Origin of the sequence: Sphingomonas faeni (assembly GCF_040407505.1) — a bacterium.
Classification (GTDB): Bacteria; Pseudomonadota; Alphaproteobacteria; order Sphingomonadales; family Sphingomonadaceae; genus Sphingomonas; species Sphingomonas faeni_E.
Genome location: NZ_JAPZPQ010000001.1, coordinates 230,067 through 246,682 on the forward strand (window position 1 = coordinate 230,067; position 16,616 = coordinate 246,682).

The 16,616-nt window shown below is 66.4% G+C and carries 13 protein-coding genes; 8 read left to right on the plus strand and 5 right to left on the minus strand.

The features are described 5' to 3' along the window. Nucleotides 1–23 precede the first annotated feature (23 nt). Complete coding sequence (locus O6X71_RS01100) at nucleotides 24–374, minus strand: hypothetical protein (RefSeq protein WP_353464090.1); 351 nt, start codon at nucleotides 372–374, stop codon at nucleotides 24–26. A 130-nt stretch (nucleotides 375–504) separates the two neighbouring features. Between O6X71_RS01100 and O6X71_RS01105 the strand changes: the two genes are divergently transcribed. The 7 genes from O6X71_RS01105 to O6X71_RS01135 all read left to right on the plus strand — a co-directional run bounded on the left by O6X71_RS01105 (nucleotide 505) and on the right by O6X71_RS01135 (nucleotide 9,839). Beyond that, entirely contained in the window at nucleotides 505–654 is a 150-nt protein-coding gene (locus O6X71_RS01105) for a hypothetical protein (protein WP_353464091.1), read from the plus strand. 225 nt (nucleotides 655–879) lie between these two features. Beyond that, nucleotides 880–4,284 carry an autotransporter outer membrane beta-barrel domain-containing protein gene (locus O6X71_RS01110; protein WP_353464092.1) on the plus strand — a complete coding sequence of 1,135 codons (3,405 nt, stop codon included), beginning with the start codon at nucleotides 880–882 and terminating at the stop codon, nucleotides 4,282–4,284. Nucleotides 4,285–4,463: 179 nt separating this feature from the next. Continuing rightward, nucleotides 4,464–5,045 carry a MarR family winged helix-turn-helix transcriptional regulator gene (locus O6X71_RS01115; protein WP_353464093.1) on the plus strand — a complete coding sequence of 194 codons (582 nt, stop codon included), beginning with the start codon at nucleotides 4,464–4,466 and terminating at the stop codon, nucleotides 5,043–5,045. Continuing rightward, nucleotides 5,042–6,451: an efflux transporter outer membrane subunit gene (locus O6X71_RS01120; protein ID WP_353464094.1), complete on the plus strand. Its 1,410-nt coding sequence runs from the start codon at nucleotides 5,042–5,044 to the stop codon at nucleotides 6,449–6,451. Before O6X71_RS01115 ends, O6X71_RS01120 begins: the two co-directional genes overlap by 4 nt. Next, nucleotides 6,448–7,611, plus strand: a complete 1,164-nt coding sequence (locus tag O6X71_RS01125; RefSeq protein WP_353464095.1) for an efflux RND transporter periplasmic adaptor subunit — start codon at nucleotides 6,448–6,450, stop codon at nucleotides 7,609–7,611. The genes O6X71_RS01120 and O6X71_RS01125 overlap by 4 nt, the downstream gene beginning before the upstream one ends. A 274-nt stretch (nucleotides 7,612–7,885) precedes the next feature. After that, a complete protein-coding gene (locus tag O6X71_RS01130) occupies nucleotides 7,886–9,430 on the plus strand; it encodes a DHA2 family efflux MFS transporter permease subunit (protein WP_056489257.1) in 1,545 nt (514 codons plus the stop codon). A 136-nt stretch (nucleotides 9,431–9,566) separates the two neighbouring features. Next, entirely contained in the window at nucleotides 9,567–9,839 is a 273-nt protein-coding gene (locus tag O6X71_RS01135; RefSeq protein ID WP_353464096.1) for a hypothetical protein, read from the plus strand. On the opposite strand, the gene O6X71_RS01140 is transcribed toward O6X71_RS01135, so the two are convergent. After that, on the minus strand, nucleotides 9,836–10,888 hold the full coding sequence (locus tag O6X71_RS01140) for a lactonase family protein (RefSeq protein ID WP_353464097.1): 1,053 nt from the start codon (nucleotides 10,886–10,888) through the stop codon (nucleotides 9,836–9,838). The genes O6X71_RS01135 and O6X71_RS01140 overlap by 4 nt on opposite strands. A 278-nt stretch (nucleotides 10,889–11,166) precedes the next feature. Here O6X71_RS01140 and O6X71_RS01145 point away from each other — a divergent pair, with 278 nt between their 5' ends. Then, nucleotides 11,167–11,484, plus strand: a complete 318-nt coding sequence (locus tag O6X71_RS01145; RefSeq protein WP_353464098.1) for a hypothetical protein — start codon at nucleotides 11,167–11,169, stop codon at nucleotides 11,482–11,484. A 22-nt stretch (nucleotides 11,485–11,506) separates the two neighbouring features. Here the strand turns inward: O6X71_RS01145 and O6X71_RS01150 are convergent, their stop codons facing one another. From O6X71_RS01150 to O6X71_RS01160, 3 genes are all read right to left on the minus strand, one after another. Continuing rightward, entirely contained in the window at nucleotides 11,507–11,782 is a 276-nt protein-coding gene (locus tag O6X71_RS01150; protein WP_353464099.1) for a hypothetical protein, read from the minus strand. 91 nt (nucleotides 11,783–11,873) lie between these two features. After that, nucleotides 11,874–13,286 carry a TolC family protein gene (locus O6X71_RS01155; protein WP_353464100.1) on the minus strand — a complete coding sequence of 471 codons (1,413 nt, stop codon included), beginning with the start codon at nucleotides 13,284–13,286 and terminating at the stop codon, nucleotides 11,874–11,876. Nucleotides 13,287–13,296: 10 nt separating this feature from the next. Continuing rightward, entirely contained in the window at nucleotides 13,297–16,476 is a 3,180-nt protein-coding gene (locus tag O6X71_RS01160; protein WP_353464101.1) for an efflux RND transporter permease subunit, read from the minus strand. Nucleotides 16,477–16,616: the final 140 nt, after the last annotated feature.

Below are 16,616 nucleotides of genomic sequence, written 5' to 3' on the forward strand. Positions count from 1 at the left end.
AAGTGGACGCGTACGCCGGCGCGTCAGGCGGGACCATCGCTTTTGTGGACGCCGGCGGCGCGTCGCAGGAACAGGTTCATGCGTTCGACCGCGGAACGGGTGAGCGTTATCGTACTGCCGTCCGCATAGGGCTCGATCTGCGCATCCGCGACGAGATGTGCGAGCCAGCGCTGGCCCACCGCCGGCGGCGTCTTCGTAAGCGCCATCAGGTCGGGTGCGGTAATGGCTTCATCGCTGGCTTCCGCGACGAACAGCCGCAACAACATGTTCCATGCGTGTTCGTCGAAGATCTCGCTGGGGAAAATGTCCCCGCGCATGTCGCGTACCGTGAGGAGGTTTTCCGCGGTGCGGGCCGAGTCGGTGTCGATTGCCATACGCTAACATGACAGATCGCGCTTGCGACGCGCTAGCAAAAATAACGCGATTTCGTGGCTAACACAGGTTGTTGAGCACCATGGTAACCTAGCGCATTGCGCACGATCGCCGCGGTGGCGAACGTAAGGCATGGGCCCCGATACCGACGACACACAGATTTTGCGCGATGCCATCGAACATGCCTTGGCAATCGCCGATGCGCAGCGACGGTATCTGATGGCGGCGTTGCTGGCACATTGGCTCGACGAATTGGCGGACAAGCCACCCGCAAGCGCCTGATCGCGACGGGCCGGGGGGCGTTCGCCTCAGCTTTGCCAAGGCTAGCGCGGTGGAACGTCAAATGGCCCAGAGCGGCCGCGCGGTGATAATTTTACAACGTTTAAGACAGAATATTACAGTTGCCTGAATATTGCGTAGTCATTGATTGCGTTCCCAAAATGGTCTGCATACCCTCTCCACATTGGCGTACGTCTTACAGGGGGCGACGCGGACAAGGGGACCAACGTGACGACTATCGCTACCTCGCGCATGCGCGGCGCACGCACCGGATCGCGCCATGCGCGCGCGGCTTTGCTGACCTCGACGGCGTTGCTCGCCGCGGCGGCGCTGCCGTCGATCGCAGCCGCGCAGGACCGCCTGCCGCGCATGGAATCGATCGCCTACGGAAGCACGCTGAACCCGGTCGATGTCGTTTCCGAACCCAACATCGTGATCTCGGCACCGGGCACGCCGACCACGGCGCAGGATATCGCTGGCGGCGTGAACGGCGTCGGACAGATGACGATCTCGACGGGTGGCGGCGGCGTCGGCCTGTGCACGGGGACGCTGATCAATCCGCGCACCGTGATCTTTGCCGCGCACTGCGTGAACGAGAACGCCGCCGGCACCGGTGCGCAGAACCCCTGGGGCTACGGCGCGCAGGGCGGCGGCATTCCGATCGCGTTCGGTTTCCAGCAGAACAACCGTCCGGCGCTGCTCGACTGGTTCCTACCGACCACCGCGACCGGCGCGGTCAACACGCAGCAGTACAAGACCAACACCGCCAACTTCCTCTATAACGTCAACCAGGTCGTCTATAACGCCGACTCGCTGAAGCTGGGGCTGGCCCAGAACTTTCTTCAGGGCGACGTTGCGATCGCGACGCTGGACACGCCGGCTGCCAACGTGCCGACCTGGGCGCTGCTGCTGTCGGCACTGCCCGCGCCTGCCGCGATCAGCGACACCACCGGCACCGGCTACCACGTCACGATCACCGGCTATGGTCGCAACGGCCAGGGTGGTACGCTCGTCGGCGACACCAACGGAATCGATTACCGCCGTCGCATCGCCGAGAACACGATCGGCATCCTCGGCTCGTTCGACGACCTCAACGGCTTCCTCTACGGTTCGATCGATGGGATGCCGCAGAACCTGTATCAGCTCGATTTCGACGATCCCCGCCGTGGCACCGCCGCTGCCAGCCCGTACGACTTCAACATATTCAAGGACAACGCACTCCCCAACGAGGGAACGACCGCAGGTGGGGATTCGGGTGGGCCGCTGATCCTCGACCGGACTTTCGCCAAGCAGGTCGTGATCGGCGTGTTGTCGGGCGGTAACCGCTTTTACAACGAGACACCGTTCGGGGCTTACGGGACGGCGAGTTTCTACCAGCCGCTGTATCTGTTCGCGGACTATATCGCTGCCAACAACCCCTATCGCTATGCGCAGACCAAGACCGGCGACGGCCTGTGGACCGATGCGTCGCACTGGGTGACCGCGCTCGATCCGAACTACCAGATCATCGTCGACGGCAAGCTCGTGAACGGCGTTCCCACAACCGTCGGGGCGGGCATCGCAGGCGATGGCAACAAGTTCGGTCAGGTCTGCTTTGAAACCGACTGCCTCGATGTGAAGACCGGCGTCGAGACGATCGGCGGCGTACCGGTGGCCAACGGGCCACGTCCTGCCGCCGGACCTGCGCTAGCGGCGCTGTCGCCGACGCTAGCCAACGGCCTGCCGGGCGCGAGCAACTTCGTACCCAACAACATCGACCCCGATCGCGCGACGCAGCGTAGCGCGCGCTATTACGACGTCACGCTGTCGGCGGCGGGCACGACCACGCTGAACTCGGCGGTGACGGTAGACAAGTTCACCGTCGCGGGCAGCACGGCCAAGCTCGCCGTGACGTCGGCCGGGTCGCTCAGAAGCCTGATGACGATCAACCAGGTCACGGGCACCGTCCAGAACGACGGTGTCATCTCGACGCCGGGCGATTACTTCATGCTGGCCGGCATGCTGACCGGCTCAGGCCGGATCAACACGCCGTTCTTCACTAGCGTCGCCGGGATGATCGCACCCGGCACGACGGGGACGATCGGCACGCTGACGATCGGCGGCAACGGCGTGCTCGCCTCGGGCACCAACCTGTTGATCGATCTCGGGCCGAACGGGACGTCGGACAAGCTCGCCTTTGCGGCGACGACGTTCAACGCGGCGGGCGTGGCGACCAACGGCATCGCCAATCTCGGCGGTCGCGTCGGTTTCGCGCCGGTCGCAGGTCAGACGATCCGGTACAACGACCTCTACACGATCGTCACGGCGCAAGGCGGCATCACCGGCAGCTTCGCCGCGGCGATACCGCTCAGCGCGATCCTGACGCCGAGCTATGTCTACAGCGCCAACGCGGTGCAGGTCCGGATCCTCGCGGGTCAGTACCGCAACGTCGTGGCCGCGACGCCGGTGCAGTCGGCCTATGCCGGCCTGCTCGACCAGAACCGCTCCAACTATGCGGCATTGAGCGGGGTATATGGCTCGCTCGACCTGCAGAACGCGGCGACGATCCGCTCGACGCTCGAGGGCCTTGCCCCGCGGGCCGAGACGCTCAAGTCGAGCCTCGGCGTCGCGTCGATCGACACGATGTCGCGCTTCTACCGGGATCACATCGCGCAGATCGACACGCGTGGCGGTCTCGGCGGTACGCTCGCGCTGATCGGCAAGCCGGTCCAGGTCGCCTCGCTGATGGCGAGCGACCTTCCCGGCGGGCAGGACACGATGAGCGACTTGAGCGGCACCGTGTTGCAGCAGGGTCGTCTGCCCGACGACATGAGCGGCTTCATCGCGGGCGGCTATATCGACGGCAAGAGCCGGTCGATGCCGGGTACCAATCCGTTCGGCGGGCATGACAAGTTCGACGGTTACTTCGCGGCTGTCGGTCTTGAAAAGCAGGCCGGCGAGGGTGGCGTGATCGGCTTCTCGTTCTCGTACACCAATACCGACGGCACCACCGGCGGGATCGCGCAGCGCGCGAAGGGCGAGCTGTTTCAGGGCACGCTGTACGGCAAGCTGGAGACCGCATCGGGGATCGTCCTCGATACGCAGTTCAGCGCGGGTGCGTTCGTCGCCAAGACCGATCGCAACGTCGGCTTCGTCGGCACCAACTATCGCCTGCGCGGTACCGACAATGCGTTGACGGTCGTCAGCGAGGTCGGGCTCGGCAAGGCGTTCGACCTGTCGATGCTCAAGGTCGGCCCGCGCGTGTCGATGCGGGCGAGCCATATCGGCTTCGGCAAGTCGATCGAGACTGGCGGCGGCCCGGCCCTGTTCGTCGATCGCGACAGCTTCGACAGCCTGCAGGGTCGCGCCGGGCTGGTGCTCAGCGGCAGTGGTTCGTTCCGGCCTTATGCCGCCGCGAACTACGTCCATGACTTCCAGTCGACGCCGGGCGTGTTCGGCGCGAACTTCGTCGGTGGGATCGGTCCGAACGCGCTGTTCGGGCTGGCCGGGCAGGACAAGAACTGGGGCGAGATCAGCGCCGGGCTGACGCTGGTCGGCGACAGCGTCGACATCTCGGTCGGTGCGGACACCACCGTCGAGCGCAAGGACGTGTCGAACCAGTCGTACAAGGGTTCGATCAAGATCCGCTTCTGATCGGGGGAGTTCCAGACCGTTGGGATAGCGAAAGGGTCATCCGCTGGTGCGGGTGGCCCTTTTCGTATTCTCGGCCGAGCCTGTGTGAGATTCGGGGGGCCGAGCGCTTTCGCGGCACGGCCATCTACCAGCCCGTCATCCTGACTTTCGTCAGGATGACGGAGGGTGGGAAAGTGCGCATGGACGATTTGTCGTACCTTGGACCGCCACGACACGAACGTCCGCCGTCCTCACCTCAACATGCAAAACGCGCAATTGACTGCCTGGGCAATGGTTGCCATGGCAACGACATGGCGTTCTACACCAAATCGGAATTCGGGCCGGACTGTTCGCTCGGCTACCTCGCGCGGCGGATTCATCAGATCGGGCAGAGCCTGATCGAGCCGGTGTTCGCGGCGGAGGGTCTGTCCGGGACGCAGTGGTCAGCGCTCATGTCCATCCTCGCAGGCCGGGCGGCGACGTGTGCAGACGTCGCGCGGGATCTTTCGCACGACAAGGGCGCGACGACACGGCTGGTCGACGCGATGGAGCAGAACGGGTGGGTCACGCGGTCGCGGGCGAGCGATGACCGGCGCGTGCTAAATCTCGAACTGACGGCCGACGGCGAGGCGGTCGCGATCCGGTGTCGCGATAAGATCATCGAATACTGGAATACCCTGCTGACGGGCTGGGACCGGGCCGAAATCGAGAAGCTGATCGAACTGATGCAGAAACTCCGCACGACGCTGGACGACGCTCTGACCGAAGGACGCCGCGCATGAAGATTGGCACTGCCCTGGCCCCGATCACGGTGGCGGGGCTGCTCGCGGGGTGCGCGATCCCGGCATCGAAGACCGTGGTGGAGCCGGTATCGGCCACGGCGCTGGGGTTGTCTCCGGACGCCGCGCCGGTGATCGCGGTCGACTGGTGGCGGTCGTTCGGCGATCCGCAGCTCGATCGGCTGGTACGCGATGCGGTCGCGGGCAGTCCGTCGCTCGATGCGGCGCTGGCACGGGTCGCGCAGGCGCAGGCGGTGCTGTCGACGCGGCGTGCGGACAACGGCCTCGACGTGACGCTCGATGCGCAGGAGCAACTCGCGCGGTTGAGCGGTCGCTACACGATCCCGCCCCCTTATGCCGGGTCGACGCGGTTCGTCGGGTCTACCGCGGCGAACCTCAGTTGGAACCTCGACCTGTTCGGGCGGCAAAAGGCCGCGATCGAGGGGGCGCGGGCGTCGGTGCGTGCGGCTTCGCTAGACGTCGCGGCGGCGCGGATGGCGCTGTCGGGGGCGGTGGTGCAGACGTATATCGATCTCGAACGCGCCGAGGCGCAGGCGGGGATCGCGCAGCGGACGATCGCGACGCGGCAGAATTCGCTGAAACTGGTGAACGTCCGGATCCGCAACAACCTCGCGAGCAAGCTCGACGCGCAGGCCGCGATGACATTGCTGGCGCAGGCGCGGCAGGCGTTGCTGCGTGCGCAGGCGGCGCAGGTGCTCGCGAAGAATGCGCTGGCGGCGCTGGCCGGGCGTGGTGCGGATTATCCGGCGACGATCGGCGCGACGGCGTTGCGGCTGGATGCTGCGCTGCCGTTGCCCAAGACAGTGCCCGCCGACTTGCTCGCGCGACGTGCCGATATCGCGGCGGCGCAGGCGCGGATCGAGGCTGCGGCGGCCGGGCGTCAGGTTGCGCGGAAGGCGTTCTATCCGAACGTCAATCTGGCGGCGCTGGCGGGGTTCCAGGCGGTCGGGCTCGGCAATCTGTTCTCGCTCGATGCGGGCACGGTCGGCGTCGGGCCGGCGATCCATCTGCCGATCTTCGACAATGGCCGGTTGAAGGCGGACCTCGCGGGCGCGACCGCGGCGGTCGATCTGGCGACCGCGGATTACAACGACCGGGTGATCGTTGCAGTCCGCGAGGCGGGTGACGCGGTGGCGCGGATCGGGGCGCTCGATGCAGACCGGCAGCGGCAACGCGAGGTGGTACGCGGCTATGCCGAGACCGGGCGGCTGAACGCGATCCGCGTGTCGAGCGGCCTCGATAGCCGGCTCGATCTCGTCGACAACGACGTCCGCACGCTGGCCGCCGAACAGGCCGACGCCGACCTCGCCGCCGATGCCGCGCAACAGCGCGTGCAACTCGTGCTGGCGCTGGGTGGTGGTTATGATTTTCAGGGGATGACGCGATGACCGATACGCAAACGCCGGCGCCCGCCGCGGCTCCGGCCGGCAATCCGCGCGCACGGAAGCGCGCGCTGACGATTTTGGGTGTGGTCGTCGTGATCGGTGCGATCGTGTGGGCGGTGTTCCACTTCCTGCTCGCCGCGCCCGAACAGGAGACCGACGATGCCTATGTCGCGGGCGACGTGGTGGCGATCACCGCGCGCGATCCGGGGCAGGTGACGGCGATCCATGCGGATAACACGCAGGTCGTGAAGGCGGGCCAGCCGCTGATCGACCTCGACGCGGCGACTGCGGATGTCGGCGTAGCGTCGGCGGAGGCGGAACTCGCACGGGCGGTGCGGGCGACGCGGTCGGACTTTTCGAAGGTGAACGAGACCGGGGCCGCGGTCGTGCAGGCCGAGGCCGAACTGGCGCGGGCGCGGAACGATCTTGCGCGCCGCCGTGGGGCGGCCGCGGAGGGCGCGATCTCGGGCGAGGAACTGAGCCATGCCGCGGATCAGGTGAAGGTGGCGAGCGCGACGCTGCAACTCGCGCGCAGCCAGCAGGCGCAGTCGAAGAACGGCGTCGTGGGCACCACGGTGTCCAACAACCCGGCGGTGCTGGCGGCGATCGCGGCCTATCGTCGCGCGGCGATCACGCGGAGTCACATGCACGTGGTGGCGCCGATCGACGGCGTCGTCGCGCAACGCACCGTGCAGCTTGGGCAGCAGGTTTCGGCGGGGATGCCGCTGATGGCGGTGGTGCCGCTCGACCGGGTCTGGGTCGACGCGAACTTCCGCGAGACTCAGTTGCGCGATCTGCGGATCGGCCAGGCGGCTACGGTTACCGCGGATATGTACGGCGATGATTTGGTCTATCATGGCCATGTCGTCGGGCTGGGCGCGGGTAGCGGGAACGCGTTCGCGCTGCTGCCGCCGCAGAACGCGAGCGGGAACTGGATCAAGATTACCCAGCGCGTGCCGGTGCGGATCGCGCTCGACAAGGGTGAGCTGCGGCGCAATCCGCTGCGGGTCGGGCTGTCGGTGAACGCGACCGTCGATACGGCTGACAAGTCGGGGACGATGGTCGGGCGGCCTGCGGTGGCGGCGTATAAGGGGTTGGCGACCGGGCAGGGGGATGCCGCGGTCGATGCGAAGATCCGCCAGATCATCGCGGCTAACCGGTGATGGTTTTGCGGTGGCCATTACTCCGGTGCGGTCCTGCTCTCCTTGTTCTCCCGCGAAGGCGGGAGTCCAGTCTGGGTCCCCGCCTTCGCGGGGAAACAAGGGCCGGGCGGTCGGCTTTGTTGGGAACACCACCCCGGCGGAGGCCGGGGCCCAATTGGAAAGGTGGTCGTAACGGATCGCCGTTCACTTTCAGCGACGTTCCCCAATTGAGCCCCTGCCTTCGCCGGGGTGGTGGCTTGGTCGAGGCTCACCTTTCCGAACGGAGTGCCACCTGATGGCAGCCCCCTCCGGCCCCGGTCCCGCCCCTCTCGTCGGCGGCTCGCTCGCGCTCACCGCATTCGCACTCGCGCTCGGCACCTTCATGCAGGTGCTCGACACGACGATCGCCAACGTGTCGCTCCCCACCATCGCGGGCAATCTCGGCGTTTCCAGCGACAACTCGACCTGGATCGTCACGGCGTTTGCGGTCGCTAACGGCGTCGCGGTGCCGCTGACCGGGTGGCTGATGGGCCGGTTCGGGGTGGTGCGAACGTTCTGCGTTTCCGTCTTCCTGTTCACGATCGCGTCGTTCCTGTGCGGGATCGCATGGGATTTGCCGTCGCTGATCGGCTTCCGCATCCTCCAGGGCGCGGTATCCGGGCCGATGATTCCGGGCAGCCAGGCGCTGCTGATCGCGATCTTCCCGGTCCACAAACGCTCCACTGCGCTCGGTATCTGGTCGATGACCACACTGGTCGCGCCGATCATGGGGCCGATCCTGGGCGGCTACATCTCCGACAATTACCACTGGAGCTGGATTTTCCTGATCAACGTCCCGTTCGGGATGTTCTGCGCGTTCGTGTGCTGGAACAAGCTCGGCAAGCGCGACACGCCGACGCGGAAGCTGCCGATCGACCAGGTCGGGCTGATCCTGCTGGTGATCTGGGTCGGCGCGCTGCAGATCGTGCTCGATCTCGGCAAGAACGACGACTGGTTCGCGGCCGACCGGATCGTCATCGCCGCGGTCGTCGCCGCGATCGGCTTTGTCGGCTGGATCATCTGGGAACTGACCGACGCCAACCCGGCGGTGAACCTGTCGCTGTTCAAGAGCCGCAACTTCACGATCGGGACGATCGCGTTCTGCCTCGGCTATGCGGTGTTCTTCGCCAACACGCTGCTGCTGCCGCTGTGGTTGCAGACGCAGCTCGGCTACACCGCGACCTGGGCGGGGCTGGTCGCCGCACCATCGGGCGCGGTGGCGGTGATCCTGACGCCGTTCGTCGCGCGACTGAGCGGCAAGATCGACGCGCGCATCCTCGCCACGGTGGCGTTCGCCTCGTTCGGCTACTCCTATTATCTCCGCTCGGGCTACACGACCGGTGCCAGCTTCTACGACCTGATGCTGCCGCTGATGGTGCAGGGGATCGCGATGAGCACGTTCTTCCTCGCGATGCTGACGATCTCGCTCGACCGTATCCCGGCGGAGCGGCTGCCGTCGGCGACGGGCATCTCGAACTTCGCGCGGATCACCTCGGGCAGCTTCGCCGCGTCGATCATCACGACCGCCTGGGATCGCCGCGAGACACTGCACCAGAGCCGGTTGTCGGAAGCGATCGGCACCGGTTCGCCCTACCAGATGGCGCAGGGCGCGCTGACGCGGATGGGGCTGACCGACGTGCAGGCGGCAGGCGCGATCACGCGGCAGATGGTCGCGCAGGCGTATCTGCTCGCGTCGACCGACCTGTTCCGTATCTCGGCCTGGCTGTGCCTCGCGATGGTGATCATCGTCTGGTTCACGCGCCGCGCGAGCCCTCCGCAAGGCCCGATCGCCGCGGATTGATCGCTCCGGTTGTCGTTTTCTTACCACCGGCGGGCCGTCGTACGATTGCCCGCCGATTGAAACGTTATCGCAACCACTTGGCCCCTAACGGTCGCTTTACCAGATACGAACTGCCTGTGGGGGGCCAGATACCATGATGACCAAGAACACCGTTTTGCGGATCGCAGCCGCATGCCTTTTGTCGAGCGCAGCGCCAGCCTGGGCCGGTACGCCGACGACCTGCATCCAGACGATCAGCACGCCGCGGCTGGTCTGCGATGAAGGGGCGTGCGTGCGCGTCTCGGTCAAGGATTTGTGCGACGCGGTGCGCGCCTCCTATCCCGTCAAGCGCCGCGCGGTGAAGCCGACCCGCATCGACGACAACCCGGTCCGCACCGAACTGACGCTGCTGATCGCCAGCGTCAGCTAAGCGATAAAGGCGAACGCGGCGCCGGGGACGTGCACCGCGAAGCCGGTAGGGGCGAGCGTCCCGTCCGGCAGGATATCGAGCATCGTCACGCGCTGATCGCGTTCGTGGACGACGAGCATCCGGTGTTCCTCTTCCAACACCATGAAGAAGCGCGGCGATGCGCCTCCGCTGGCGATATGCTGGAGGAGTGTGGGATCGCTGCCTTCGTTCAGCGCGAAGACCGCGATGCTGTCATGGCCGCGGTTGGAGACGTACAGCCGATCGCCGGCGGCATTGGTACCGATGTGCGCGACGATGTTTGCGCCGTGCCAGTTTGCGGGGAGGGTGGATACGGACGCGCGACGTTTCAGATCGTGGCCCTGAACGTCGAGCGCGAGAAGCGTGCTGTTGAGTTCGCAGACTAGATACGCCGATTGCGGGTGCTGTTCGTGGAACAGCAGGTGTCGTGGCCCCGAACCGGAAATAGACTTGAACGCAGTGTGCGGCGTGCCGAGCGTCTGCTGTTCCGCGTCGAACGCGAAGGCGAGCACTTCGTCGGTGCCAAGATCCGCAACATACAAGAGTCGGTTGTCGAGGCCGAAGCCGACCCAGTGTGCGTGCGGCGTTTGCTGGCGTTCGGGATCGGGGCCGCTACCGTCATTGGCGTGCACCGTAGGCTGGCCGATCGGCAGCCCGCTCGCCGGATCCAGCCGGAACAGCGAGACGCTCCCGCTCGCATAGTTCGCGACCGCGACGCAGGATTGCGTGCGATCCAGCGCGACGTGGCACGGTGCTGCGCCACCAACCGGGACATGCGCTAGCCGGACCCAGTCCAAGGCGGTGCGACGATGGACGCCGAGCGCGCCGTCGTCCTGCTCGTCGACCAGGTAGTGCAGATCGAACCGCGACGAATATGTGCCGAACGATGCGTTGCGTGCGTTCAGATGCGGAGCGCCGACAGAGCCGGTTCTGCTGAGCGGATAGATGCCCGCGCCGCCACCGCCGGCATAGGTGCCGATCCAGAGCGATCGTGTGGTTTCAAGATCGGGGCGGGGGTCGGGAAGTGTCATGTAACGGCTTCTAGCCGCGGTCGACCGGTCGTCGCATCCGAATTCGGATCAGCGTTCGAGCAGCGCGATCAGCTGTTCGCGGTACAGCAGCGCCAGTTCCTCATGCATCTGCGCGATGATCGGGGTCGGCGCACGCATCGCCAGCACGGACTGGTCATCCATGCGGCGTTCGATAACGGAAGGGTGCGGCAGGAAGTCCATGATCACCGTGTTGCGCCGGCGATGTTGCGGCGGGATTTCGCGACACGGTTAACGCCGGTAACCGCAGCAAGACGTGGATGTTTCGCCAAAATTTCCGAAGGCTGGTATTGGCGTCGACGTTGCCCTACCGCGGCGCGATGGGCGATCTGGATAGACTGGTACCTTCGGGGATAATCGAGCAATGGGTCTATCACCTGCGACGACAGCGTTCGCGGGCGAGCGACGCGATCTGGTTGATAGACCAAGGGTTTACCCTGCATGACGGGCAGGATGGTATCCCGTCGCACGACGCCACCGCGCGCTGGCGGGCGGAGCAGGAAACCGTGGTCGAGGAAGTGACCGCGTTGCTTGCGCTCTACGACAAGATCAACCTCGGCAAGGCCGACATCGCCTGACATCCCCCGGTTGGATGGGCCGCTATCCGACATCACCGTAACTCCTGCGGATCAGTTCGCCGGTCTGCTCCAGCGACACGCTTTGCGGTGGTTCGGCATCGGGCATTTTGGCGACCAGTTCGGCCGTTGCCGCGAGTTGAAGATGTCGCTCGCTGAGTACCCGGTGCGCGGTATAGGCTGCGTCAGAACGCGCGGAAGCGGCAAGTACCCGTTCCTGCGCAGCCCGGTCTTCGTGATACGCGACACGATCACGCCACGCTGCGGCGTTCGTCTCCGTCTGTTCGATGTCGTCAGTCATACTGCGGTCCGTTCGTCGTCAGACTTGATCTACTTTAGTTGCTCCTTACAGTATTATGTTGGTTAACGCATCGGTTCTGGATGTATCTACCTCATGCGGCGGGGCGACTTGGCGCCTGCCAGCCACCACCCAGCGCACGGAACAAGTCGACTTGCGCCCCTGCGATCCGCGAGTCGGCGGCGGCAAGGTCCGTGTCCGTGTCGGCCAACGTGCGTTCGGCATCGAGGACGTCGAGGAAGTCGATCTGGCCCTCGCGCTGGCGGGCGCGGGTGATGCGGGCGGCCGTCGCGGCGTTGTCGTGCGCGGACTGTAGCTGCGTGCGGCGATCGAGTTCGCGGGCGTAGTTCGACAGCGCGGTCTCGGTTTCCTCGAGCGCGGTGAGGACGCTGCCATCGAAATTGGCGAGCGCGCCGCGCGAGTCCGCCTCGGCGCCGGCGATGCGGGCACGGGCGGCGGACTGGTTGAGCGACCAGTTCAGCAGGGGGCCGAGCAACCAGCGGATCGGGCCGCCGGTGAAGATGTCGCCGACGCTGAGTGCGGTCGAGCCGATCGAACCGCCAAGCGAGATCTGCGGATAGAGCTGCGAGGTCTGCACGCCGATCCGTGCGGTCGCGGCTGCGAGGCGACGTTCGGCGGCGTGGACGTCGGGGCGGCGGGCGAGCAGCGCCGCGCCGTCGCCGATCGGGATCGGCTGGTCGAGGCGGGGCGTGGTGGTGCGGGCACTGGCGGTTGCGGGCAGGTCCTGCGGGGTGCGGCCAGTGAGTGTGGCGAGGCGGAAGAGCGCGGCCTGGCGTTCGGCTTCGATCTGCGGGATGTTGGCGGCGCGCTGGTCACGCAGGGCTGCGATCCGGACCTGGTCGAGGCGGGCTGCACGACCGGCGTCGACGCGCTTGCCGGTCAGCGTATTCGACTTGTCGAGCAGGTCGACGATCCGCCGCGCGACCGCGAGACGCTCCGCGGACGAGGCTGCATCGACATAGGCGCGGGTGGTGGCGGCGACGATCGAGACGCGGACGGCGTCCGCATCGGCTTGCGCCGCGCCGACGTCACCGCGGGCGGCTTCGACGTTGCGGCGGACTCGGCCAGCGAGATCGACCTCGTAGCTGACGTCGAGCCCTACATCGTAGGTGGCGCGCTCGCGGTCGAGACCGGGCAGGTTCTGGAGTTGCGAGGTGCGCGCGTAGTTGCCGCTCGCGCCCGCGTTCACCTGTGGCTCGCGGTCGGTCTTCGCGCCGCGCAGCGAGGCGCGGGCGCTGTCGAGGCGCGCGACGGCGACGCGCAGGTCGGTGTTGGCCGCCAACGCATCCGCGACGAGGCCGTCGAGGACCGGGTCGCGGTACATCCGCCACCAGTCGTTATCCGGCGCGGTCGTGACGGTGGCTGCGTTGGCGGTGACGAACGACGCCGCCGCCTTGGGTGGGGTGATCGGCGCGACATAGTCGGGGCCGGCGGCGCACGCGGCGAGCGTCAGCGCCGAGAGGCTCGCGAGGAGGGCGGACTTCATGATGCTGGTCCTATTCGGCTGGCTGAAGGGTCGGCTGGGCGGCGGCTGGCTTGCGGCGTTCGAACCGCAGCGCCAGCGCCCGTGCGACGACATAGAAGGTGGGGGTGAAGAGCAGGCCGAACCCGGTCACGCCGATCATCCCGAAGAACACCGCGGTCCCGAGTGCCTGGCGGAGTTCCGCACCGGCACCGGTCGCGATCACCAGCGGCACCGCGCCGAGAATGAACGCGAAGCTCGTCATCAGGATCGGCCGCAACCGGTCCTTTGCCGCGCGTACCGCGGCCTCGACCGGGGTGAGGCCGTCCTGTTCCTCGGCCTGCTTGGCGAACTCGACCACGAGGATCGCGTTCTTCGCCGCGAGCGCAATCAGCACGACCAGGCCGATCTGCGTCAGGACGTTGTTGTCCATGCCCCGCAGGTTCACGCCGGTCATCGCAGCCAACAGGCACATCGGCACGATCAGGATGATCGCGAGCGGTAGCGTCAGGCTCTCATATTGTGCGGCGAGCACGAGGAAGACGAACACCACCGCCATGCCGAAGACGAGCGCGGCGGTGCTGCCGGCTGCTTTCTGCTGATAGGCGATGCCGGTCCATTCATGCGCGTAACCGGCGGGCAGGGACGCATCGGCGAGTTTCTCCATCGCGACGAGCGACTGGCCCGACGAATAGCCCTTGGCGGTGTCGCCATCGACCTCGACCGCGGGGAAGAGGTTGTAGCGGACCACGCGGTACGGGCCGGTCTTGTCCTTGAACGTCGAGACCGAGCCGACCGGGACCATCTGGCCCGAGTTGGAGCGCGTCTTGAGGTTGGCGATGTCCGCGGTGGTATTGCGGAACGGTGCGTCGGCCTGCGCCGTGACGCGGTAGGTGCGCCCCAGCAGGTTGAAGTCGTTGACGAATGCCGAGCCGAGATAGACCTGCAACGCCTCGAACACGCGCTCGGGAGGAACGCCGAGTAAATTGGCCTTGGCGCGGTCGACGTCGGCGAAGATGCGCGGGGTGGCGGTGTCGAAGAACGTGTAGATCTGGGCGAGACCCTTGGTCTGGTTCGCCTGGCCGATCAGCGCGTAGCTCGTCTTGCCGAGGTCGGCGTAACCGTGGCCACCCTGGTCCTGCACCATCAGGCGATAGCCGCCGGCCGAGCCGATGCCCTGGATCAGCGGTGGCGGGACGATCAGCAGGCGTGCCTCGGTGATGTCGCCGGTTGCCTTCTGCGATTCCGCCATGATGCTCGCCAGGGTGACGCCGAGCTTCTTGCGTTCCTCGAAGCTCTTCAGCGGGATGTAAGCGGCGGCCGAGTTGGGGGCGAGCGTCTGCGAGGGACCGTCGAAGCCCGCGAGCATGACCGCGCCCTTGACGCCGGCGAGCGGCAGGATGCGTTTCGCGACCTTCTGCATGACGGCATCGGTGCGCTCGACCGACGAGCCCGGCGGAAGCTGGATGACGGTCAGGAAATAGCCCTGATCCTGTGCGGGAACGAAGCCCGACGGGGTGATCGTGAACACCCCGACCGTGACCGCGATCAATGCGGCATAGGCGATCATCATCCGCTTCGGTGCGGTGACGAGACGCGCGGTGAGGCGGGCATAGCTCTCGCTCATCCGCTCGAAGCCGCGGTTGAAGGCGTCGCCGGCACGGCGGACGGTACGGGTCAGGCGGTTGCCGGAATCGGCGGGGGCGGTCGGCTTGAGCAGCATCGCGGCGAGTGCCGGCGACAGCGTCAGCGAGATCAGCAGCGAAATGATCGTCGCGGTCGAGATCGTCACCGCGAACTGGCGGTAGAACGCGCCCGAGAGCCCGGTGAGGAACACGGTCGGGATGAACACCGCGCACAGCACGAGCACGATCGCGACGAGCGCGCCCGACACTTCGTCCATCGACGTGCGCGCTGCCTCCAATGGGGACAGCCCGTGCTCGAGGTTGCGCTCGACATTCTCGACCACGACGATCGCGTCATCGACGACGATGCCGATCGCGAGGACGAGGCCGAACAGCGACAGGTTGTTGAGGCTGTACCCGGCGGCGGCGAGCACCGCGAAGGTGCCGATCAGCGAGACCGGGATCGCCACGATCGGAATGATCGCCGCGCGCCACTTCTGCAGGAAGACGAGGATGACGAGTACGACGAGGACCATCGCCTCGAAGAGCGTGTGCTTCACCGCGTCGATCGACTGCGCGATGAACTCGGTCGGGTTGTAGATGACCTTGTATTCGAGGCCCTTGGGAAAGCGCTTCGACATCGACTCCATCTCGGCGGTGACGGCCTGTGCCGCGCCGAGTGCGTTCGAGCCGGGACGCTGGAAGACCGCGGCGATGACCGTGGGCTTGCCGCTCAGATAGGTGTTGGCGCCGTAATCCTGCGCGCCGAGTTCGACGCGGGCGACGTCCGAGACGCGGACCTGGCGGCCTTGCGCATCGGTGCGGATGACGACGTCGGCGAACTGCTTGGGATCGGTCAGGCGGCCCTGCGTCTCGACGTTGAGCTGGAACGCGCTGTTGCCCTTGTCGTAAGGCGGCTGGCCGAGCGTACCGGCGGCGACCTGGACGTTCTGCGCGCGCAACGCCGCGACGATCTCGCCGGCGGTCAGGTCGAGCGCGGCGGCGCGGCCGGGATCGATCCAGACACGCATCGAATAATCGCGTGCGCCGAACAGCTGCACGTCGCCGACGCCGTCGATGCGGCTGAGGCGATCGCGGACCTGCGTCAGCGCGTAGTTGGAGATGTAGCCGCGATCGAGCGAGTTGTCCGGCGAGACGAGGTTCACCACCATCAGGAAGTCGGGCGACGTCTTGCGCGTCACCACGCCGAGACGCTGGACGTCTTCGGGCAGGCGCGGGACGGCGACCGCGACACGGTTCTGGACGAGCACCTGCGCGGCGTCGAGGTTGGTGCCGATCTTGAAGGTGACGGTGATCGTGACCTTGCCGTCACCGGTCGATTGCGACGACTGGTACAGCATGTTGTCGACGCCGTTGATCTCCTGCTCGATCGGCGCGGCGACGGTTTCGGCGACCGTCTCGGCCGAGGCGCCGGGATAGGTCGCGCTGACGGTGACGGTGGGGGGGACGATGTCGGGATATTGCGACACCGGCAGCGTCATGTAGGCGATCGCGCCGACGATCGTGATGATCACCGCGATCACGCCCGCGAAGATCGGCCGGGTGATGAAGAAGCGCGAGAAGCGCATGGGAATTTCCTCGGTAGAGGGGCGATCCGTCCGCGCACGCCCCGTCATCCTGACGAAAGTCAGGACCCAGGGTTACTTAGCGGGACGTCTCGAACTCTGGGTCCTGACGTTCGTCAGGATGACGGAATTGGTCGGGTAGC

Excerpts from the sequence above, each read along its gene's own strand:
- O6X71_RS01120 (WP_353464094.1), top strand. The coding sequence starts at position 5,042 with ATGAAGATTGGCACTGCCCTGGCCCCGATCACGGTGGCGGGGCTGCTC.
- O6X71_RS01100 (WP_353464090.1), bottom strand. The coding sequence starts at position 374 with ATGGCAATCGACACCGACTCGGCCCGCACCGCGGAAAACCTCCTCACG.
- O6X71_RS01115 (WP_353464093.1), top strand. The coding sequence starts at position 4,464 with ATGGACGATTTGTCGTACCTTGGACCGCCACGACACGAACGTCCGCCG.
- O6X71_RS01135 (WP_353464096.1), top strand. The coding sequence starts at position 9,567 with ATGACCAAGAACACCGTTTTGCGGATCGCAGCCGCATGCCTTTTGTCG.
- O6X71_RS01150 (WP_353464099.1), bottom strand. The coding sequence starts at position 11,782 with ATGACTGACGACATCGAACAGACGGAGACGAACGCCGCAGCGTGGCGT.
- O6X71_RS01125 (WP_353464095.1), top strand. The coding sequence starts at position 6,448 with ATGACCGATACGCAAACGCCGGCGCCCGCCGCGGCTCCGGCCGGCAAT.
- O6X71_RS01145 (WP_353464098.1), top strand. The coding sequence starts at position 11,167 with ATGTTTCGCCAAAATTTCCGAAGGCTGGTATTGGCGTCGACGTTGCCC.
- O6X71_RS01140 (WP_353464097.1), bottom strand. The coding sequence starts at position 10,888 with ATGACACTTCCCGACCCCCGCCCCGATCTTGAAACCACACGATCGCTC.
- O6X71_RS01105 (WP_353464091.1), top strand. The coding sequence starts at position 505 with ATGGGCCCCGATACCGACGACACACAGATTTTGCGCGATGCCATCGAA.
- O6X71_RS01130 (WP_056489257.1), top strand. The coding sequence starts at position 7,886 with ATGGCAGCCCCCTCCGGCCCCGGTCCCGCCCCTCTCGTCGGCGGCTCG.
- O6X71_RS01160 (WP_353464101.1), bottom strand. The coding sequence starts at position 16,476 with ATGCGCTTCTCGCGCTTCTTCATCACCCGGCCGATCTTCGCGGGCGTG.
- O6X71_RS01155 (WP_353464100.1), bottom strand. The coding sequence starts at position 13,286 with ATGAAGTCCGCCCTCCTCGCGAGCCTCTCGGCGCTGACGCTCGCCGCG.